The 20,762-nt window shown below is 68.0% G+C and carries 18 protein-coding genes; 10 read left to right on the top strand and 8 right to left on the bottom strand.

Features of this window, described 5'->3' with window-relative positions; translation table 11 throughout:
• The first annotated feature begins 16 nt into the window (after window positions 1-16).
• Together F5544_RS23550 and F5544_RS23545 are read left to right on the top strand one after the other, a co-directional pair.
• Window positions 17-904 carry a universal stress protein gene (locus F5544_RS23550; protein ID WP_167475204.1) on the top strand — a complete coding sequence of 296 codons (888 nt, stop codon included), beginning with the start codon at window positions 17-19 and terminating at the stop codon, window positions 902-904.
• Between the two features lie 178 nt (window positions 905-1,082).
• Window positions 1,083-2,354, top strand: a complete 1,272-nt coding sequence (locus F5544_RS23545; RefSeq protein WP_238846605.1) for a wax ester/triacylglycerol synthase family O-acyltransferase — start codon at window positions 1,083-1,085, stop codon at window positions 2,352-2,354.
• Between the two features lie 141 nt (window positions 2,355-2,495).
• Here F5544_RS23545 and F5544_RS23540 read toward each other — a convergent pair whose 3' ends face one another.
• Window positions 2,496-3,500 (bottom strand): Acg family FMN-binding oxidoreductase, encoded by a 1,005-nt coding sequence (locus F5544_RS23540; protein ID WP_167475202.1) that lies wholly within the window; start codon window positions 3,498-3,500, stop codon window positions 2,496-2,498.
• A 157-nt stretch (window positions 3,501-3,657) separates the two neighbouring features.
• Here F5544_RS23540 and F5544_RS23535 point away from each other — a divergent pair, with 157 nt between their 5' ends.
• The 3 genes from F5544_RS23535 (at window position 3,658) to F5544_RS23525 (ending at window position 6,809) form a co-directional block, all read left to right on the top strand.
• Window positions 3,658-4,623 carry a 1-phosphofructokinase family hexose kinase gene (locus F5544_RS23535; protein WP_167475201.1) on the top strand — a complete coding sequence of 322 codons (966 nt, stop codon included), beginning with the start codon at window positions 3,658-3,660 and terminating at the stop codon, window positions 4,621-4,623.
• A 113-nt stretch (window positions 4,624-4,736) separates the two neighbouring features.
• On the top strand, window positions 4,737-5,171 hold the full coding sequence (locus F5544_RS23530; RefSeq protein ID WP_428847178.1) for an Hsp20/alpha crystallin family protein: 435 nt from the start codon (window positions 4,737-4,739) through the stop codon (window positions 5,169-5,171).
• Window positions 5,172-5,240: 69 nt separating this feature from the next.
• Window positions 5,241-6,809, top strand: coding sequence for an HAD family hydrolase (locus tag F5544_RS23525; protein WP_167475199.1), 1,569 nt, complete (start codon window positions 5,241-5,243; stop codon window positions 6,807-6,809).
• 18 nt (window positions 6,810-6,827) lie between these two features.
• Here F5544_RS23525 and F5544_RS23520 read toward each other — a convergent pair whose 3' ends face one another.
• Genes F5544_RS23520 through F5544_RS23510 form a run of 3 tightly spaced genes read right to left on the bottom strand, consistent with a single transcriptional unit; the run spans window position 6,828 to window position 9,886 of the window.
• A complete protein-coding gene (locus F5544_RS23520) occupies window positions 6,828-7,016 on the bottom strand; it encodes a hypothetical protein (RefSeq protein WP_167475198.1) in 189 nt (62 codons plus the stop codon).
• Window positions 7,013-7,774, bottom strand: coding sequence for a universal stress protein (locus tag F5544_RS23515; RefSeq protein ID WP_167475197.1), 762 nt, complete (start codon window positions 7,772-7,774; stop codon window positions 7,013-7,015). Before F5544_RS23515 ends, F5544_RS23520 begins: the two co-directional genes overlap by 4 nt.
• Window positions 7,775-9,886 carry a glycoside hydrolase family 65 protein gene (locus tag F5544_RS23510; RefSeq protein WP_167475196.1) on the bottom strand — a complete coding sequence of 704 codons (2,112 nt, stop codon included), beginning with the start codon at window positions 9,884-9,886 and terminating at the stop codon, window positions 7,775-7,777.
• Window positions 9,887-10,159: 273 nt separating this feature from the next.
• Between F5544_RS23510 and F5544_RS23505 the strand changes: the two genes are divergently transcribed.
• On the top strand, window positions 10,160-10,615 hold the full coding sequence (locus F5544_RS23505) for a CBS domain-containing protein (RefSeq protein ID WP_167475195.1): 456 nt from the start codon (window positions 10,160-10,162) through the stop codon (window positions 10,613-10,615).
• 44 nt (window positions 10,616-10,659) lie between these two features.
• On the opposite strand, the gene F5544_RS23500 is transcribed toward F5544_RS23505, so the two are convergent.
• A complete protein-coding gene (locus tag F5544_RS23500; protein ID WP_167475194.1) occupies window positions 10,660-11,148 on the bottom strand; it encodes a nitroreductase family deazaflavin-dependent oxidoreductase in 489 nt (162 codons plus the stop codon).
• On the bottom strand, window positions 11,145-12,233 hold the full coding sequence (locus F5544_RS23495) for a glycosyltransferase (protein ID WP_167475193.1): 1,089 nt from the start codon (window positions 12,231-12,233) through the stop codon (window positions 11,145-11,147). Before F5544_RS23495 ends, F5544_RS23500 begins: the two co-directional genes overlap by 4 nt.
• 268 nt (window positions 12,234-12,501) lie before the next feature.
• Between F5544_RS23495 and F5544_RS23490 the strand changes: the two genes are divergently transcribed.
• On the top strand, window positions 12,502-13,497 hold the full coding sequence (locus tag F5544_RS23490; protein WP_174867393.1) for a hypothetical protein: 996 nt from the start codon (window positions 12,502-12,504) through the stop codon (window positions 13,495-13,497).
• 59 nt (window positions 13,498-13,556) lie between these two features.
• Here the strand turns inward: F5544_RS23490 and F5544_RS23485 are convergent, their stop codons facing one another.
• Window positions 13,557-15,200, bottom strand: a complete 1,644-nt coding sequence (locus tag F5544_RS23485; RefSeq protein WP_167475192.1) for an oleate hydratase — start codon at window positions 15,198-15,200, stop codon at window positions 13,557-13,559.
• Window positions 15,201-15,398: 198 nt separating this feature from the next.
• Between F5544_RS23485 and F5544_RS23480 the strand changes: the two genes are divergently transcribed.
• The 3 genes from F5544_RS23480 (at window position 15,399) to F5544_RS23470 (ending at window position 20,386) form a co-directional block, all read left to right on the top strand.
• Window positions 15,399-16,568 (top strand): site-2 protease family protein, encoded by a 1,170-nt coding sequence (locus F5544_RS23480; protein WP_167475191.1) that lies wholly within the window; start codon window positions 15,399-15,401, stop codon window positions 16,566-16,568.
• A gap of 37 nt (window positions 16,569-16,605) precedes the next feature.
• Entirely contained in the window at window positions 16,606-18,651 is a 2,046-nt protein-coding gene (locus tag F5544_RS23475) for an erythromycin esterase family protein (RefSeq protein ID WP_174867391.1), read from the top strand.
• Between the two features lie 232 nt (window positions 18,652-18,883).
• Entirely contained in the window at window positions 18,884-20,386 is a 1,503-nt protein-coding gene (locus F5544_RS23470; protein WP_167475190.1) for a cation:proton antiporter, read from the top strand.
• Here the strand turns inward: F5544_RS23470 and F5544_RS23465 are convergent.
• A complete protein-coding gene (locus F5544_RS23465; protein ID WP_167475189.1) occupies window positions 20,334-20,756 on the bottom strand; it encodes a nitroreductase/quinone reductase family protein in 423 nt (140 codons plus the stop codon). The genes F5544_RS23470 and F5544_RS23465 overlap by 53 nt on opposite strands.
• Window positions 20,757-20,762 lie beyond the last annotated feature (6 nt).

Below are 20,762 nucleotides of genomic sequence, written 5' to 3'. Positions count from 1 at the left end.
GTAGCACCCTGGAGTCATGTCAACGAATCAGATACTCGCGGCGGTCGACGGTTCGGCGAGCTCGTATCAGGCGGTGGCCTGGGCGGCGGTCGACGCGGCACTGCACCGCCGCCCGCTGCACATCCTCACATCGATGGCGATCTCCACCGGCTCCGGGCCCGAAATGTCGCTCGGCGGGGCCGATCTGGAATGGCTGCGCCGCGACGGCGAACGCGTCCTGGCCGAGGCCGCACGCGTCGCCAGGCAGGCGACCTCGAGCACCGAACTGCACATCACGACGGAACTGTCCTTCGCCCTTATCATCCCGACTCTGCTGGACCGCTCGGCCGAGGTGGCGATGCTGGTGGTCGGCAGCCGCGGGCTCGGCGCGTTCCAGCGCGGGCTGCTCGGTTCGGTCGGCACCGCGGTCACCCGGCACGCGCGCTGCCCGGTGGCGGTCATCCACGGCATTTCGGCGATCGACGCGGTCTCGATGACGAAACCGGTGCTGGTCGGCGTCGATGGCACCGAAAACAGCGTGCCCGCAATTGAACTCGCCTTCGCCGAGGCTTCACTGCGGAAGGTCGGGCTGGTCGCGCTGCACACTTGGAGCGATGCCAGCGGTATCGAAATGCCGCTCGCCGGTTGGGATGCCGCCCGGCAGAGCGAGGAGGCACTGCTCGCGGAGAGCCTGGCCGGCTTCGCGGAGCGGTATCCGGAGGTGTCGGTGCGCCGAATCGTCAAGAGCGACCGTCCCGTTCGTTCATTGCTGGAGGAGTCGGCGAATGCGCAACTGCTGGTGGTCGGCAGCCGGGGCCGGGGCGGATTCGCGAGCATGGTGCTCGGCTCCACCAGCAACGCGCTGCTGCATTCGGCGGACTGCCCGATGATCGTGGTGCGCGGGGGCGAACGTCCCGCGTCGTGATGGCCAACGCATCTGCCGCGGCGCCCGGCCACACCGGCACCATGAAGCGGTGGTGAGTCGTCCCGGCCGAATCGGCGCCGCGTGATCGACGCCACATCGACGCAGGACGGATTGGGCGATGACCGGATTAGGCCCGTTGGATGCGGGATTCATGGAACTGGAGGACACGGATCGACACGTGAGTGCCGGGATCTGTGCGGTGGCGATCGTGGCCGGTGCGCAGCCGGGCCGCGCGGAGGTGATCGCGGCGCTGCGCGATCACCTCGACGCCGATGCCAGGCTGCGCCAGAAGGTGCGCAGGGCGCGCTGGGATATGGCCGCACCCGAATGGGTAGACGACCCGAATTTCGGTCTGGCCCACCACATTCGGTGGATGGCCCTGCCGGAGCCCGGCGACGACGCGGCGTTGAACGAGCTGATCGCCTCCGTGATGGAGGAGCGACTGGACCGGGATCACCCACTGTGGCAGTGCATCGTCGTCGAACGGCTGACCGGCGGACGCTGGGCGCTGATCGTGAAGGTGCACCACAGCATGGTCGATGGCATCTCTGGTATCACCCTGTTCGAACGGCTCTGCGAAGGGCCGCAGGGGAATTCGGTGCGCCCGGCGGTCGAGCGCACCCGTCGGGATCCGCTCGGACTGCTCGCCAAGGGGTTGCGGTTGCCGATCGATGCGCCGAAGGCGGTGCTCGGCGCGGTGCCGCTGATAATGGATGCCCTTGCGCCTGCGCCGGATTCGTCGTTGAACGGGCCGATAGGCCGCCAGCGCCGCTACGCCGTCGCCCGCACCAGCCTTTCGGCGGTGCGTGAGATCGGCGTGGCGTTCGGGGCCACCGTGAACGATGTCGCGCTGGCCGCGGTGGCGGCGGCGTTCCGCGCGGTGCTGCTGGCCCGCGGCGAGGAGCCGACGCCGGACAAGCTGCGCATTCTCGCACCGGTGTCCACGCGTGCGACGGATGCGAAAAATGTTTTGGACAACCGTGTTTCGGCGATGCTGCCCTTACTTCCGATCGAATTGGCGGATCCGGTGGCACAATTGGCCGCAGTGCACGAGCGGATGGCACGGCACAAGCGTCGCGGCGAGGCGTCGGCCGCGAATTCGATACTGGAATTGGCGAATTGGCTGCCGTTCGCGTCGATCGCCTGGATCGTGCGGTCGGTGCTGCGCTACCCGCAGCACTCGGTCGCCGGGCTGGCCACCAATGTTCCCGGGCCGCGTCGGACGCTGCGCCTGCTCGGTCGGGAGGTGGTGGAAATCCTGGCGTACGCGCCGATCGCGATGCGCCTGCGCACCGGCATCGCCATCCTGAGTTACCGGGACCAGCTGGCCTACGGCATCACCGGCGATTTCGACAGCACACCCGATATCGCGCTGATCGCCGACGGTATCGAGCGCGCGACCGCCGAACTGCTCGCCCGTGCGCGAGCGGTGGCCGTGCCGGTCGGGTAACCCGAAAGATGCACCCGCGCACCCGGTTCGGGGATGCGCGGGTGTTTCTGTTCGGATACGGGAAATGGCCGTGGCGCAGGACGAAGGAGGGACTGCCACGGCCAGATCCCGCTCGGCGCATCGGCCGAGTCTCTATGCGGCTCAGAGCTGGTGGAACGTGAGGATGTCGGCGACAGGGCGGCGGGGCGAGAGCTGTTGGTCCTCGTCCGCGGGCGCGGCGCCCACCCGGATCACCACCTGTGGCAGGTTGGGGTTCGGCAGCAGTGCCGCAATGGTTTTGCGTTCCGCGGGCAGTTCGGTGATGTGGGTCAGCGCGCAGCTGGCCGCTCCGGCGACGGTGCATTCGAGCAGCACCGCCGAGAGCGCCTCACCGGTGTGCAGCCACTCCAGCACCGAATCTCCGGTCGAGCTCAGCACCAGCAGCCGCGCCTGATCGGCCGCCAGTTCGCCGCGGCGGGCCGAATGCGGCGCCGACGGGAAGGTGCGGCCGACGCCGACGCGGGCGAATTCCGCATCCGAGGCCAGGACACTCTTCGGCACACCCTCCGGGCCGCTGGTATGCCCTGTCCACCAATGCAATTCGGTCTGATACTCCATATCGTAGCGGCGCACGGCCGCAGCGTGCTGCGAGGCGACGGTGAGCCGGTCGCGCGCGTCCTCGGGCAGGGCGTCGAGTTCGAGGTTGTGCGGATGTACCAGCATGCGAGTGGTGTGCAGGAGTTCGTCGAAGTCGGCCGGGGGCAGCATCGGCAGCCGGTCGGTGCGCCGGTGTTCGATGGCGCGGGCCCGGGCGCGTACCCCGGCGGGCGGATCCGGCCAGCGGCGGAAGTCGACGACGGCGAGGTAGTCCAGCCGCCCGGGATCGGGCAGGCGCAGCGTATCGGTGTGCCACCCGTACGCGGCGAAGGCGGTCCGCAGGTGGTGCAGCATCGCGCCGCAGCTCATCACCAGCTGCCTGCCGTTCGGGTCGGCGGAAACGAGCAGCCGATCGTTGTCGCGGAACAGGTGTAGCCGGGTGCCGTCGAACACCAAGCGCCACGGCTGGGTGTTGTGCACCGACGGTGCTCGGCCGGCCAGCCGCGTGGCCGCCAGCATGGTCGGTCGATCCGGTACGAATTGCTCGGTGAACGCGGTGCTGTCGGTCATGCAAGCCAGTGTCGGCCGATCCGCGCGCGACCGATATGGAACTTGCGCCCGTACTCCGGGGACGATGGTCCCTGTCGCGGCGTCGCGCGACCAATGACGTCCGATCGGGGTCCTTCGGCTCTACGGCGCACCGCCCCCGAATACCGACGCTGATCGCATGATTCTGACAGCGACGCTGAATCCGGCCGTCGACACCACCTTCGAGGTGGACCGGCTGGTCGGCGAGGGGAAGAACCGGGCGCGGGTGCGTTCGGTACGCGGTGGTGGCGGCGGCATCAACGTCGCGCGCTGCGTCACCCGGTTGGGCGGGTCCGCGATGGCCCTGCACACCGCGGGACGTGAGGTCGGGCAGCTGCTGAACCGGCTGCTCGACGCGGAAGGACTCGCGCATCAACCCATCGAGGTGGGCGCCGAGACCAGGAACGCCTTCGTCGTCGGTGAACAGTTCACCGGCCACAGCTTTCACATCGTGCCGGACGGCGCGCCGCTGTCGGCGGCCGATACCAGGCGCTGTATGGAGGCGATACTCGCGGTGGCGCCGCGCTATCCGTATCTGGTCGTCACCGGCAGCGTGCCGTCCGGGTTCGACGAGAACTTCTGCGCCGAGCTGGTCGAACGGATGCGGCGGTACGACACCAGGATCGTGCTGGATATCGCCGGCGCGCAGCTGCGAAATGTGTTGCGCGAGCGGGCTTTCCTGATCCGGCTCGACCGCAGGGAGGCGTCCGCGCTGATCGGCGCGCCGATCGACGGCTTCGCCGCGGCCCGTGCCGCCAACGAGTATCTGTTGGATCTCGGCGCGACGGTGCACGCGGTGACGACGGTCGGCGCGCTCGGCGCGGTGTATTCGAACGAGGAAGCGCACCACCGGATTTCCGCGCCACCGCCGCCGCTGCCGCCGCGCAGCGACGCGTGCGCGGGCGACAGCCTGATCGGCGCGCTCACCTATCGGCTGGCCGCCGGCGCGTCCTGTCTGGCGGCCTGCGAATACGGTGTCGCCGCCGCTGCCGCGACCGTGCTGCTGCCGGGCACCGATATATTCCAGCGCTCGACGGTCGACGCGTTTATCGCGGAAGTTCGCACGGTATCCGAGGACCGGAGATCCGAACCCGTGCGGACTTAGGGCTACCGCGGCGACGACAAATGACACCGGCAGCCGGGACCCCGGTCCCTAGCCGGGCGGACCGGACCTCTGCTCGAATCGAAAGTATCAGTCTCCCAATATAAATGGAGTGAATCATGAGTCTGCTTCCCGCGCATCGCCGCTCCCAGTCGCTGTTCCCCGAGCTGTCCGACTTCTTCGCCGGGTTCCCCTTCTTCGAGACCGTGCGCCCGGTCATGGAGGGCAAGCTGCTCCGGGTCGAGGACGAGATGGCCGATGGCAAGTACCTGGTGCACGCCGAAATGCCGGGTATGGATCCGGATAAGGACGTCACTATCACCGTCCGCGACGGTGTGCTGACCATCAAGGCCGAGCGCAGCGAACGGCAGGAGACCAAGGGACGGTCGGAGTTCAGCTACGGCTCCTTCGTCCGCTCGGTCGCGCTGCCGGCCGGCGCCAAGGAAGACGAGATCGCCGCGACCTACGACAAGGGCATCCTCACCGTTTCGGTGCCCGTCGCCGAGACGGTCGCGCCCGCCGAAAAGCATATCGCGATCAAATCCTCCTGAGCGGCAATGGAATCCGGGGCGGCGGTCGCGGCCGCCGCCCATGGGCAGGACCGGAAGAAAGGCATCGAGATGGACACGATATCGACCGTGATCGATCCGTGGGTGCACCATGCGGTGATATTCGACCTCGACGGCGTCGTCGTCGATACCGTCGCCCTGCGCGCCGATATCTGGCGCGAGGTCTTCGACGATGTGCTTTCCCGGCGCGCGGGCGCGGATCGCCGATCGTTCCGGGCCGCCGACTACCACACCTACTTCGACGGTAAGCCGCGACTTGATGGGATAACGCATTTCCTGGCGTCGCGGTCGATTTCGCTGCCGCTCGGCGATCCGGCCGATCCGCCGGGCGCGCAAAGCGTGCACGCACTGGCCAACCGCGAACAGCGGCTGCTCGGGGAACAATTGGAACGCGGTGTGCCGGTACAGAAGTCGACCATGTCGCTGGTCCGGCGGCTACATCAGGCCGGGATCGCGACGGGCGTGTACTCGGTGCACGGGAACGGCAGGGATATCCTCGCCGCCACCGGGCTGGAACACGAGTTCATCGCGTGTGTCGACGGGCAGATCGCGTCCGAGTTGGAGCTGCCTGAAAGGCCCTCTCCCGCAATACTTTACGAGACAGCACGGCAGCTCGGTGTGCTGCCCTCCCGCACGGTCGTGGTCGAGGAGGTCGCCGCCGTCGCGAGCGGCGGCGGTTTCGCCGCGGTGATCGGGATAGACCGGTCGGCGCATCCGGGTCGGTCGCGGCGCGACGGCGCGCGACTCGTCGTTCCGGATGCCGATGCGATATCCGTGCTGTCCAGAACCACCGACCCGGTGGGTGTCGCCGAGGCGACCGCGTACACCGAGTTGCTGATGCGGCGCGAAATACCAGGCCGCCGAGACGATTCCGACATCATCGCCGGTATTCGCGAACTGTTCGAGCTGGTCGACGCGGCCGGGTTGGAGATGGTCGGCGCGCCGTCGGCTACCTTCCGCGAGATCCCGGGCTCCGACCGGGTAGCGGTCGATTTCGCGGTGCCGATCATGCGGGCGCCCGCGCCGACGCCCGATACCGAGGTGCGCACGGTCGCACCGGGTCTGGTCGCCAGGACCTGGCATCGCGGCGGATACGGCAGTATCGACACCGCTCATCGGGCGCTGGAACAGTGGGTTCGCGCATCGAATATGCGCACCATCGGACCGCTGACCGAGGTCTTCCACATCGCGCCGGAGGATATCGACACCGTATCCGAGCTGACCATCGAGTTGATGATTCCGGTCGCACCGGAGCCGACGATCTCGGCCCGGATGAGCGAGCCGCTCGCGGCCGCCGTGCCGCGAATCGCGAATGCGTTGCGCGAGCACGGATTCGACATGATCACGACGCTCGATCTGGACCCCGCCGGACACGGGCGCGACGCCGACGAGGCCGTGCTGGTGGCCTGCGGGTCCCGGCTGGTCCGTCGTGCGCTGGCCGCCGACGCACGGGGCGCGGTGCCGCTGCTGACGAATCCCGTGCTGGTCCGGACGGTGGCCGGGCAGACGACGGTGGACGTGGTCGCTCCGCGACTCGCGGAGTCGGCCATCGCCGAACTGCACCGAATCGCGGACGAGACAACGTATCTGCTGACCGCCGCCCTGGAAAGCCTGCTCTAGCTGGAGAGCATCGTGGGCCTAGCCCGCAATCGGCTGGGGCTGATGCTCGTATTCGTGTGGGACATGCCACTGCATGCCGCAATTGCGGCAGCGGAACAGGACATCGCTCTGGCCGTCCGCTATGAAGACGTCTTCCGCCCCGCACCCGGGGCAGACCGGGGATGCGCCGAACGCCTTGCCGAAGTCGAGATTCGCCGTGTAGGTCATGATAAGAGGAAACCTCTCGCGGGAGGGTTCGTCCCAGTGCCGGAAGACCTCTCGTGCGGTGACGTCGGTACCAGCAGTACGGGCACCGTGGCCGCGGCGACGGTGCGCCGCACGGTCTCCGCGCGGCCCGGCCGCACCTGCTGCGACCAGCCGAGGACGATCAGATCGGCGGATTCGGCGGCGACATCGACAACCGTCTCACCGGGCGCTCCGTTGCGGAGCGTGAGTTTCTGATTCGGGCCGGAGAAGTACGGTGTGCAGTAGCGGGCGAGGAATTCGTCCTCCCAGCCGGTCCTGGCGTGCGCCGCCTGATCCCAGTACGCCGGAACGGTTTTGCGGTCGAACACGTGCAACACGATGAGCTCCGTTCCGGCGGTGCGGAACAGCTGCACGGTCTCGGCGACCGCGGCGGTCGCCTCCTCGGTCCCGTCGAGCGGTACCAGCACCCGCTGGATCACCGAATGCGGAATACCCTCCGGCACAAGCACAACCGGTTTGGCGGTGGCCTGCACGATCGGCCAGGCCGCGGCATCGCGGGCGAGCACGCCGAGTGCGATGGCCGGGTCGGCCAGCGCGCGCAGGAAGACCTCGGCGGGCGCGTCGCCGGATTGGCGATAGACCTGGCCGCAGATCACGTCGGCCAGCGCGTCCGCCACCGCGGCGACGGTCGTCGAGCCGCGGCACAGCACATAGTAGGGTGCTGCCGCGGTCGCCGGACCGCGGACGGCGTCGCGGGGCAATTGCTCGGATGAATTCATCTAGACTCCCTGTCGCTTTGTGGCACACCAGGTTTCGCCCGACACCAGGATCGGGGGCGCATCGTCCACCGCGACGGTCAGCGGACCGTCGCAGCGGATGCCGACGCCGTCCCGGCCGATGTCGAGCCGGACCCATCTGCCGAGGCAGCCGAAGGCGATACCGAATCGTCCCCAGCCGCCGGGCAATGCGGGGCGGATACGCAATACCCCGTCTCGCACCCGGATACCGGCGAATCCGGTGAGCATCGCCTGCCACACCCCGGCCAGTGCGGCGAGATGCAGGCCCGCCGCGGTGGTTCCGGTGTGATCGTCCATATCGATCCGCAGGGCGCGGCGCAGCATGTCCAGCGCGGCGTGCGGGCGTCCGGCCCGGGCCAGCAGCGCCGCCATGATGGCGGGGGACAGCGAGGAACCGTGCGTGGTGCGCGGGCCGTAGTAATCGAGGTTCGCGGCGAGCGAATCGACCTCCTCCGGAATCAGGTGGTGCAGCATCAGCACATCGGGTTGTTTGATGAGCTGGGATCCGGCCACTCGGGCCTGGCCGAGCAGGACATCGGCGGCGACCGGTGGCCGCGCGACCTCGGCGGCCAGCAGCGGCTCCAGATCGAAGTATCCGGTGAACTGTTCGTAGCGGCCGTCCGGATGATGTTGGTCGACAACGCGTTCCGCGAGCCACCGCCAGGCCGCGAATTCGGCGGCCTCGGCCGCGTCGCGCGGTTCGAGCCGGGCGGCGCGGCGCAGGTTCCAGCGGGCGAGCACATTGGTGAAGGCGTTGTCGCACACCGATTCGTGGTATTCATCGGGTCCGATGACGTCGTCGAGGTGGGCGCGGCCGTCCGGATCGAGCCGGAACCGGGACACCCAGTAGCGGGCGGTGTCGGTGAGCAGCTCGCGGCCTTCGGTGCCGAGCCAGTCCAGGCGGCCGGTCCACTCCGCGAAATGGTCTGCCGCCCAGGCGATATCGGCGGTTATGTGCTCCTCTTGGGTGCCGGTCAGTATCGGTACCGGCACCCCGCCGAGGTAGCCGTTGCGCGGCGTCACATCGGTGCCGTCGGCGGCCGACTCCCACGGAAACCGTGCTCCCCGTGCGCCTTCCGCGCGGGCTCTGGCCCTGGCGGCGGGCAGCCCGCGCAACCGATAGGCGAGCATGGCCGCCGCCGCGTCGGGATCGATGCTCGCCATCGCGGGCAGGACGAAGATATCGGCGTCCCAGAAGACGTGGCCGCGGTAGCCCGGGCCGGACAGCCCGCGCGCACCGACCGCCGATTCGCCGTGCGCGTTCGTGTTGCTCCACAGTTGGAAGAGTGAGAACCGCACGGCGAGTTCGACTTCGGGGTCGTCGGGGAGATCGATGCCGACCTGCTCCCAGCGGTGCGCCCAGGTGGCTCGGTGGGCAGCGAGCAGCCGGTCGACACCGAGCTCCCGAGCGGACGCGAAGCGGTCGGGTATGCCGGGCCGGGCCTGATAGGCGACGATACGGTCGACCCGGCGGTGCGTGGCTTCGTCGGTAACCCGCTGGGCAGCGACCGCCACGACGACCCCACCGGTGCTGGATTCCGTTCGCAGACAGAGGCTTTGATCCTCGCCGACGGTCGTTGTGGTGGTGTCCGTCGAACTCGGCGCGGGTTCCAGCATGGGGTCCGGTGCCAGCCGCCCGGGGGCGGCCTCCGCGCGCAGTACGGCAACGCCGGGGCGGTCCGCGCAGGCGAAGCGCAGGCTCCGGAAGTCGCCGCCCGGTTCGCGGCGGTACAGCACGCCGTCGCGCAGGTCGAGGACGCGTTCGTCGGCGTCGATCGGCGGATCGATGGTGAGGCCGGTCCAGCGTGGGCAGTCGAGCAGATGCTGTTCGGGACCGGTTCCGGTGTACACGCCGTTGACCAGCACACCGGGCGCGGTATCCGGTCCGTCCTCCTCGACCGAGCCGCGGGTGGCGACACCGCCGTCCCCGATCGTGAAGAGAGCCTCGGACACCCTGCGGCGCAAAGTGTTTCCGGGTTCCTCCACGATAGACCAGGCCGGGTCGAACCGTTCCTCGGTCCGAGCCGACCGCGGCGCGACCTGTGCGAAGGTCACATCCGCATCGGCGGCAACACGCCCATCATGTGCAGACACATCATCATCATGTGCAGGAACCGTCCCAGGTCGGTGGACATATCCATCATCGTTCATCGCCTCGCATCCGTTCGACGTCGGTACCGGCAACTGTGCGCCCGGCCGCCGCGGCGGGCCAGGGCAGGAAGTGCGTGGCCGCCGAGGACCTTTGTCACCAGGAATTCCGAATCATCCATCCCGGCGAACGGCGACCTTCTTCCCTAGTCGCGGCGGGTGTGCGGTCGCGACGATGGTCGAATCATCGAAATATCCTCCGCAGGAAGGAAACTCGCCATGACCACGGCACAAGTCGTGATGCAGCCCGATGTGGTGCACATCGGCGTGCGCGACACCATGGCCGCCGCCGCCGAACGGATGCGCACGCTCGATATCGGCGCGCTGCCGATCTGCGACGGCGAGGGACATCCGGTCGGCATCGTCACCGACCGCGATATCGTCGTGAAATGCGTTGCCCTCGGCCAGAATCCGAAGTCGACCACCGCCGGCGAGCTGGCCCAGGGCGCCGCCGCGCTGTACACCGTCGACGTCGCGACCGAGCTGGCGGACGCGATGGAGCTGATGCAGCGGATGCAGATCCGGCGGCTCCCGGTCACCGAGCGCGGCAAACTGGTCGGCATCATCACCGAGGCCGACCTGGCGCGCAGACTGCCCGAACAGGTGGTCGGTGAATTCGTGGAAGCCGTTTGCGCACAGCATCTTCCGTTATCGGGCGATGGGGGCGGGTCGTGAAGCGCCGCCATCGATCCGCGGCCCCGGTCGCGCCGAGCAGGAGTTCAGCGCTGCGCCCCTGGCACTTCGGATTCGATACGAAACACCGGATAATCGGCCGCGATTCGCTCGAATTCGGCGGGTGCGGCATTCGGCGCGACCGGAATGTGCGGCCGCGCGCCCGGCGCGACCTCCAGGTAACGCCAGAGGATCGGCGCGCGCTGTTCCGGTGGGACGGGAACCAGGCAGACCTTCTCCCGTATGCCGTGCCGCAGCTCGGCATGTCCGTGGGCGACGGTCAGGTTGCGCACCCAGTTGACCTTGTCGCCGAGCATCGACACGATGTAGCGGGCGCCCTCGAATTCGGTGATCACCACCGGGAACCAGATCGTCCGGCCGCTGCGGCGGCCACTTATGCCGAGCGCGGCCACCCGGCGCGGCCAGATGCCTGCGGCGAAAAACCTTGCCGACCAGTGATTCTGGATGCGGGCGAAGAGATTCGGCCGCCCCGTGCGGTAGAGCCAGCGCAGATAGTGGTGGTAGCCGAGCGTCATCCGGCGATCGCGATCGTTTCGGTTGTGAGCGTGGCGGTTTCGGGTGCGACCAGGGCGAGCTCGCGGGCCCGGGTGGTGGCCAGGACGCGGCTGTAGAGGGCCGCGTGGTCGCGGGCCATGCGGTGCATGTCGAAGCGTCGCTCGGCGGCGGCACGGCAGTCTCTGCGGTCGATATCGGGTATGTGCGCGATCGCCTCCAGCATGGAATCGGTATCGGCACACAGGAATCCGGTGCGGCCGTGGTCCACGATCTCGGGCGCGGCGCCGTTCGGGAAGGCGAGCACCGGTGTGCCGCAGGCCAGTGCCTCGGCCATCACCAGACCGAACGGCTCCGGCCAATCGATCGGATTGATCAGCGCGTCGGCGGCCTGCATCAGCCGGACCCGGTCGGGCAGGGCGAGTTCGCGTGGCTCCGGATCGTCGGGGCCGAGCAGCGGGCGGACCTGCTCCTCGTAGTAGGCGTGTTCCTCGGCCTCGCGAATCTTGGTGACTATCACCAGCTTTCGTCCGGCCAGCCGGGCGAATTCGACCGCGCGGTGCACGCCCTTCGCGGCGTTCATCCGGCCGAGGAAGAGCAGGAATCCGCCGCCGCCGGGACCATACCGATAGGTGTCGAGGTCGATGCCGTGGTGGATCACCGCCTCGATCGGAATCGGTGCGGCCGTGCGCCGCTGATTGTGTGAAATCGACACCACCGCAACGCGATCGGCGAAGCTGGCGATATTGCGCGCGTTCATGGGATCGAACGGCCCGTGGCAGGTGGACACCACCGGCGGACCGTCGATGGTCGGGCCGATCAGCGGGCCGAGCGCGGTGTGATCGTGGATGATGTCGACATCGGCCAGCGCCTCGTAGGCGGCCAGCACGTGCGCCGCCTCGGGCACCGCGACGCCGATCGGGGTGAACGCCTCGTCGTAGAGGAAGGACTTGCGCACCGGGCAGGTCGATTCCCCGACGGTGAACAGGCGGACGTCGTGCCCGAGTGCGGCGAGGCCGCGGGCGAGGTTGTCCACCACCGCTTCGGTTCCGCCGTATGCGGGCGGCGGAACGGGAACCCACGGTGGCGCGATGAGGCCGATACGCATAGCAGCTCCTTTGACCCGGTGAATCCGGAAGCGCATTCAGCACACCGCCGGGGCGGTATTCCGCAGAAGGGTCGATCCGTCTTGCGCGCTACGCCGAAATCCTCGGAAAGAGGAGGCGTGATGCCCTGTACAAATCCGGCGGCAGGGTGCTATTCGCGACCGAATCGGGACCTCGGGCCGCCATATGTGGGGACCGAATTCCCTGTCCGGCATCGATGCGCGCGCAGTTTGCTGAAGCAAACGACACTGCTAACGAAGGGTTTTCGCCATGCTGCTGGCCGCGTCCGAGGCGGTGACCGGGAACCCGGCGCCGTTCACCTGGGTAACCGCATTATCGATGATCGTGTTCTGCGCGATCCTGTGGGGGCTGGTCCGCTACATGCAACTGCATCCGCGGGCCTCGCTGTGGGTTTGGGGACTGTCGATACTGACGTTCCCGCTGTGGATCTGGGGCCCGGGACGGCATATCGGCCTGGTGAATTGGTTCTCCTGGGCCAAAATACTTTCCGTACTCATCCCGCTGACCATTGTCGGCGCGATGCGGGTTTCGATGGCTGAACTGCGCGACGGCCCGATCTGGCGGTTGCTGCGTCATCCGAAGGCGCTGTGGTTCCCGTACGGAATTCTGTTCCTGAACATCACCGAGGCCACCGTCCGCGACGCGCAGATCGGCAATTACTGGAATGCGGCCGTCGGATTGGCCCTGTGCCTGACGATTCCGTACGCGCCGCGGTTCTGGGAAATCGGCAGCGATCGCAATGCGGAACTCATCGCCTTCACCACCATGGCCTGGAATTTCCTCTACACCTCGTGGAATCTGTGCTTCACCTACGGCGGTTACCCGCCGCAGGAGGAGCATTTCGCGGGCAGCATCTGCATTCTGGCGGTGGCCGAGATCTATCCGCTGGTCATGCGCAGGCCCGAGCTGTACATCACCGCGCGGATCTACACGCTGGCGGCGCTGATGCTGGTGATCGGCATCTACAACATCTTCCCGAAGGTGATGCCGTCCACCGGATGGTTCGACGAGAAGGTCTGGATGGTTTGGGGCGCGATCAATTTCGTGCTGGTGGTGCCGTATCTGTTCTGGCATATGTGGCAGCTGCACAGCGGCAAGGCGCTCATCACCTTCCGGCGCGGACCGGCGCGGGAGCGGTTCGTCGCCCAGCACGGCGCGACCGTGCGGGCGCTGGAGGGGCTCGGCCGGTCACTGGACGCGGGCCCGGAGACACTGCGGGAACGCCGGAGCGCGGCTGCTCGATAGTCGACGGCAGGGATCAGGCGGGCACTGGAATCCGGTGCCCGCCTGATCGTTTCGAGGGATCAGCGGAACGCGGTGCGCAGCGCCTGCCAGGCGACCTCGGGATGATCCAGGCCCCGGTAGAGCGGCGGGATCGGCTTGTCCACCCCGAAGTGGTGGTACACGGCCAGCATGGCGGCCCGCACCGAATACTCCACGGTGAACACCACCGCCTCCGGGATCTCCACGAACTGGCCCATGAAGGCGAAATTCGCCGCGCCCTCCGGCACGACCAGCGGCCGGTCCTCCACCACCCGGCGCTCGAATTGCGCGTCGATATAAGGCATTTGGACGGTGGTGACCTTGGTGCCCGCCCGCACGTCGTCGGCGATATCGTCGAAGCCGAGATGCCCGAGCAGTTCGTCGAGGATCTCCGAGCCGGTGCACTCGTCCATCGTCTTGGCGACGTAATCGCCCGGCACGTCACCGAACAGGGCATAGCCCCACAGCGTGTAGGTGCCCAGCTCCTGGTCGCGGAAATGCGGCTGGGCGGGCACCACGATCGACAGCAGCCAGGACGAATCCTTCCACGTCATCAGCGCGCCCTCGCCCGGCGGATTGCCGGTGTACTTCTGGATCCGGTCCAGCAGCGTCCGGTCGTACATGGTGAGGGTGAACGATTCCCATTTGCTCTCGTCGATATTGCCGCAGAAGGCATTCGGGCGGCCGAAGTCGTCGGCCTTCTTCGCCAGCGTCTCCCACAGCCGCCACGATCCGTCCCGCTTGTCCCGGATCAGTTCCGGGACGGTGTTGCGATCGCCGTAGGTGGCGTCGGCGGTCATCGAGCCGTTGGTGATGAAGACGTAGTCGTTGCGTCCGAGCTCGATATGTCTTCCGACACCGTCGGTTTCGGTCAGATCGAGTGAAATCGCGCGCCGGGCGCCGGGATCGGTGAAGTCGAATCCGATATCGTCGACGGTGACGCCGAATTCGATCCGCACGCCGTGCCCGCGCAGCCAGGCCTCGATCGGCGCGATCACCGAGTCGTACTGGTTGTACCTGGACCGCCGCACGCCCGCCAGGGTGTGGATGCGCTCGAATTCCTGCACGAAGCACAGGAAATAGCGTTTGAGCTCGATCGCCGAATGCCAGTTCTGGAAGGCGAACGTGGTCCGCCACATGCACCAGAAATTGGTGTCGAAGAAGGCGGGCTGGAAGAAATCCTCGATGCGCCGTGCGCCGATCACCCGCTCGGGCAGCGCGAGCAGGCGCGTCAGATCCGCGCGGTCGCGCAGGCTCAGGCCCAATTCCTCGGCATCGGGGATCGAATGGTCGCGCCGGATGATCCGGGCGCGCGCATGGGTGGGATGTGCGGCATTGAATTCCAGGAACTCCCTACGCACCGACTTCTCCGGATCCTCGATGGTCGGAATGGTCTCCAGCAGATTCCACAGGCAGGAGTAATGCTCCTCCTCGAACATCCGGCCGCCGCGGGTGACGTATCCGCCCTCGGCGGTGGGCGCCTTCGCGCCATCCATCGAGCCGCCGGTGATCGGCAACTGCTCGAGTATGTGGATATTGCTACCGGGCACGCCGGCGTCCCGGATCAGGAACGCGGCCGCGGCCAGCGACGCGATACCCCCGCCCACGAGATACACGGTCGAATCGGATCGATCGGACATGGAACTGCCTTCCTCGAAAGAGTTTGCTGTGCGGACGCCATCCATCCGATCCGGATTCGGTGACCGCGCACAGGGCATTAGTTCTCCCGGTCGGTGGTCGAAGGTCGCGGGCGGCGCGAATCCGGCGACATGACAATCGCCCCATCGGTCGGCAACCTTGGACCCTTTGGCCGCGGACGTTGACATCGCAGGCTGAGCGGGTATGGCGCACGAGTAGCGCCGCGAGCCATGAGGAGACAGGCCATGCCATTGCACGAAACCATCCCGCTGGGGCGCATCGCGGGCATCCGGATCGGCGCGCACTGGAGTGCGCTGGTCACGCTCGCCATCTTCACTCTGCTGCTCGGGCAGTCGCTGGTGCACGACAACGGAAATTCGTTGGGCGCCTGGATGATCGCGGTGATCGGCGCGGTGACGCTGTTCGTCTCGCTTGTCGCGCACGAGGTGGCGCATTCGATCATGGCCCGCCGATCCGGGGTGCGGGTGGAGCGGATCGTGCTGTGGTTGCTCGGCGGGGTGTCCGAACTCGACGACGAACCGAAGGATGCGCGCTCGGATCTGTGGATCGCGCTCGCGGGCCCGCTGACCAGCGTCGGCATCGGTGCGCTGCTGTTCGGCCTCGCCGGGCTGGTCGCCTTCGGCACGACAGGACCGGTGCTGCAGATGCTGGTGTGGGCCGCGTCGGTGAATCTGGTGCTGGCCGTGTTCAATATGCTGCCCGGCGCCCCGCTGGACGGCGGCCGGGTGGTGCGGGCGCTGGTCTGGCGTTCCACCGGTGACCGGCTGCGCGCCGCGACTGTCGCCGCCCGCAACGGCCGGATCCTCGGCATGGTCATGCTGTTCCTCGGCGCGGCCGAGCTGATCATTTCCGTCAATTTCGGCGGGTTGTGGCTGATCCTGCTCGGCTGGTTCCTGCTATCGGCGGCGAACGGTGAGCTGGCGCTGGCCGGACTGCGACACCGGTTGGGCGACATCAGGATTCGCGATGTGATGAGCGAACATCCGGTCTCCGTTCCGATCGCCTGGTCGATCGGCGACGTGCTCGGGTCGCCCGCGATGCGCACCCACCACCGGGTGTTCCCGGTGGTGGATTCGGCGGGCCGACCGGTCGCGGTGCTGTCCTACGCCGATCTGTCCGCCCAAATGACCGCCGCCGGGCCCACGGCGTTGATCGCGAAGACGGCCCGGCCGCTGCCGCCCGCCGCGAAGGTCGACGAGGACACCCTGCTGAGCGAGGCCGCGTCACGGGCCGTGCTGCGGCCGGATCTGGACCTGATCGCCGCCGTCGACCGCTTCGGCCGGTTGTCCGGGGTGGTGACGGCGACGGATCTGGCCTTGGCCTGCCACCGCAGCGCGCTCGGCCTGCCGGTGCGCGCGGGACAGCTCGGGGACCGAACGAGCAGCGCGCGGTAATCGCTTGACCGACAAGACATTCGAGCAAGGAGGAACTATGACCGAGACCGAGGTGCGGTCCGGCGCGCATCGCCGCGTGTTCCGGGACCGGCACGAGGCGGGCCGGGTGCTGGGCGGACTGCTCGAGCACTACCGCGGCGAGCCGGACCTGCTGGTGCTCGGGTTGGCGCGCGGCGGCGTTCCGGTGGCCTGGGAGGTCGCCGCGGCGCTCGACGCGCCGCTGGACGCCATGGTGGTACGCAAACTGGGCGCGCCGGGCAATCCGGAGTTCGCGATCGGCGCGCTGGCCGCCGACGGCCGTATCGTGCTCAACGACGATCTGGTGCGCGCGCTGCGGCTGACGCCGGAACAGGTGCGGTCCATCGCGAACACCGAGGCGGAGGAGTTGCATCGGCGGGAGGCCGCCTATCGCGGCGGCCGAGGACCGCTGGCCGTCGCGGGCCGGACGGTGATTCTGGTCGACGACGGATTGGCAACGGGCGCAAGCATGTTCGCCGCCGTCGAGGCGATCCGGATGGGCGAGCCGAAGCGGATCGTCGTCGCGGTACCCGCCGCGCCCGAATCGACGTGCCGTGAACTGGGCGGCTATGTCGACGAAATGGTTTGCGCGACAGTGCCTTCCCCGTTCCGCGCGGTCGGCGACTCGTTCTGGGATTTCACCCAGGTCACCGACGAACAGGTGCGCGTACTGCTCGGCACCGACACCACCGGGACGGCGGTGCCGCCCCTCGACATCGTGGCGACCGTGCGCGCCGCGGCGATCGAGGCGCCCGGCGGGATGCCGCCGGACCACGTCCTCGACGAGCTGATCGGTGACGCGCGCATCGTGTTGATCGGCGAAAGTTCGCACGGCACACACGAGTTCTACGCGGCGCGGGCGGAGATCACCCGTTGGCTGATCGAACACAAGGGTTTCACCGCCGTCTGCGCCGAGGCCGATTGGCCCGATGCCTACCGGGTGAACCGCTATCTGCACGATCGGGGCGGCGATATCTCGGCGGAGGAGGCGCTGCGCGGATTCGAACGCTTCCCGGCCTGGATGTGGCGCAACACCGTGGTGCGCGACTTCATCGAATGGCTGCACGCGCACAACCGGCAGCAGATCCGTAACAGCAAGCCGCGCACCGGTTTCTACGGCCTCGACCTCTACAGCATGCATCGATCGATGCAGGAGGTGGTGCACTACCTGGACCGCGTGGATCCGCGGGCGGCCCAGCGCGCCAGGACCCGTTACGCCTGCTTCGATCACGTCGCGGGCGACGACGGCGAGGCATACGGTTTCGCCGCGGCCTTCGGCGCGGGCAAATCCTGTGCGGCGCAGGCGATCCGGCAACTCGTCGAAATGCAGCGCGCCGGCCTCGCGCATACCGAGCTCGAACCCGTCGCGGCGGACGCGGAATTCGACGCGCTGCGCAACGCCTGGTCGGTGCGCGACGCGGAGGTCTACTACCGGGCCATGTTCGGTGACCGGGTGTCGTCGTGGAACCTGCGGGACCGGCATATGGACGATACCCTCGACGCGCTGGTCGGCCACCTGCACCGCTACGGCGAACAGGCCGTCGACCGGGCCGGGCCGCCCGCGCGAATCGTGGTGTGGGCGCACAACTCCCACGTCGGCGACGCGCGCGCCACCGAGATGGGCACCGAGGATCAACTGACCCTCGGCCAGCTGGTGCGCGAAAGATACGGCGCCGCATGCCGTTGCATCGGATTCAGCACCCATATCGGCACGGTGACCGCGTCGAGCGAGTGGGGCGGGCCCGCCATCCGCGAATCGGTGCGGCCCTCGCTGCCGTCCAGCGCCGAGGAGCTCGCGCACGACGTCGGTATGCCGGAATTCCTGCTGCGCTTCGATATTCCGGGCGAAGCGACCGAAGCGCTGCGGCATCCGCGACTGCAACGCGCCATCGGCGTGGTCTACCGGCCGGGCACCGAACGCCAGAGCCACTACTACCACAGCCGAGTGGCGGACCAATTCGACGCGCTCATCCACATCGATCACACGACCGCGCTGGAACCGCTGGAGCCGACGAGCGAATGGAGTACGGGCATGACGCCGGAGACGTACCCGACAGGGTTGTGACCGGCACTGGACAGTCGAGGGAAGGAGGAGCGCAAGGTATTCGGGTATGAGAGAGCACCGGGGCTGATGCGGCCACCCTCTCACCTGTCCGCGTCGGCCCCGGCCGCCCGTTAAGGTTGGTACAGGTGTGCCGGGAAGTCTGGTCGGCGACTTCCGCATTCGCCCGAGCTACGAGAGGACCCGCGCGTGCTCGTATCGCCATGCCCGTATCTCCCATATCGCGTGGGCCGCGATGGCTGATGTGACGCCGTTCGCGGTGGCGCTGCTGATCACCGCGCTGGTCGGCCTCGCCGCGGTGCTGTCGAACCGGCTCGGTGAGTGGATCCCCATCCCGGCGCCCGCGCTGTTTCTCCTGGGCGCCGCGGTGGTCTCGGATGCGTGGCCGTGGCTGGAGTCGGTGCCGGTCGACCTGGTCGGCCGGGTGGTGACGGTCGCGCTGGTGGTGATCCTGTTCGACGGCGGTATGCAGATCGGTTGGCGCAGTTTCCGATCCGCCGCCGGGCCTATCGTCCTGATCGGCGTCGCGGGAACCCTGCTGACGGCCGTCGCGCTGGCGCTGGCCGCGCATCTGATCTTCGGCCTGGACTGGCGGATCGCGATGTTGCTCGGCACCGCCCTGTCGCCGACCGACCCCGCCGTGGTGTTCTCGGTACTGGGTCGCCGCGAGATCGGCGGCCGCAGCGGTGTGCTGTTGCAGGGGGAGTCCGGCGCGAACGATCCGGTCAGCATCGCCCTGCTTGCGGTACTGCTCGGCACCACCCATTTCGACTTGGGCGCAGTGGGATTCGCATTCGGTGCGTTCGCGTTGCAGATGACGGTCGGGCTGCTGGCCGGTGCGGTGGGCGGGCTCGGCCTGCTGTGGTTCATGCGCCGGGTGCCGCTGCCGTCGGCCGGGCTGTATTCGGTGCGGGTGCTGATGTGCGCGATGGCGATCTACGGGGTCGCCACGCTGGCAGGTGGGTCCGGCTTCCTCGCCGTGCTGGTGGCCGGGATCGTGATCGGCGACCAGCGGGCGCCGTACAAGCCGGAGATCCAGCGATTCCATTCGGCGCTGGCGAGTTTGGCCGAAATCGTGGCGTTCGTGATGCTGGGCCTGACCATCCAGATCACCGGTCCGCACGGCGTTCTCGCGGGAGATGCGCTGTGGATCGGGCTCGGGTTGGCGGGAGTGCTGCTGGTGATCCGGCCCGCGCTGGTCGGGCTGGTGCTGTGGCGGGTGGATCTGACCCGGGGCGAACGCGCCTTCGTGCTGTGGACCGGATTGAAGGGTGCGGTGCCGATTCTGTTGGGCACCTTCATACTTCAGGCCGGTGTCACCGACGCGGCACGTGCGTACGAGATCATCTTCGTCGTCGTCGCCTGCTCGGTGATCGTGCAGGGCGGCGCGGTGCCCGCACTGGCCGGGCGACTCGGAGTTCCGTTGCGCATCGTGAACCCGCGGCCGTGGGCGTTGGGCGCGCGCTTCGAGGAGGAGCCGGACGGGCTGCGGCGCTTCGTCGTCGCGGCGGGTTCGGCCGCGGACGGCGTCACCGTCGCCGACATACCGGCGGCCGACTTCTGGGTCAGCGTCATCATCCGGCAGGGCCGTCTGGTGAACGTCAGCGCCCAAACCGTGCTGCTGCCCGGTGACGAGGTGCTTGTGCTCGCCGAGCCGGAGTCCGAGGCTGATCTGGCGGCGATCTTCACCCGGCCGGGCGCGCGGTCACCACGTCGACCACCACGAACGGATCCGTGATCGGCGCCGGTGTGCGTGGAAAGGCCTTCTGATAGATCGCGGCCACCTCCTCGTGTTCGAGCGAATCCGGTTGGGCCACATGCCCGGTCCCGCTATGCCACCGGCCGTCCAGCCAGATCTCCACCGGCCGTTCGGAACGAAAGTTGCGCCACCACGTCTTTGTGCCGGCGTGACCTACCAGGACGACGACGCTGTCGTCCGAGCGGGCATAGGAAACGGGTAATGCGATGGCCCGCCCCGATTTTCGCGCCACATAGCGCAGCTCGCACAGGTTGTGGCGCAGGCCGCGGCCGATCGGCGAATGCAGTGCCGTCAGCAGTGCGGTCGCACCGAAACCCGGTGTGCGGTAACGGGGCATGCTGGATGTCATGTGTCA

This window comes from Nocardia arthritidis (genome assembly GCF_011801145.1).
In the GTDB taxonomy this organism is placed as follows: domain Bacteria; phylum Actinomycetota; class Actinomycetes; order Mycobacteriales; family Mycobacteriaceae; genus Nocardia; species Nocardia arthritidis_A.
Note: the sequence above shows the minus strand (reverse complement) of the source record. Positions and strands in the feature narration are given on the sequence as shown.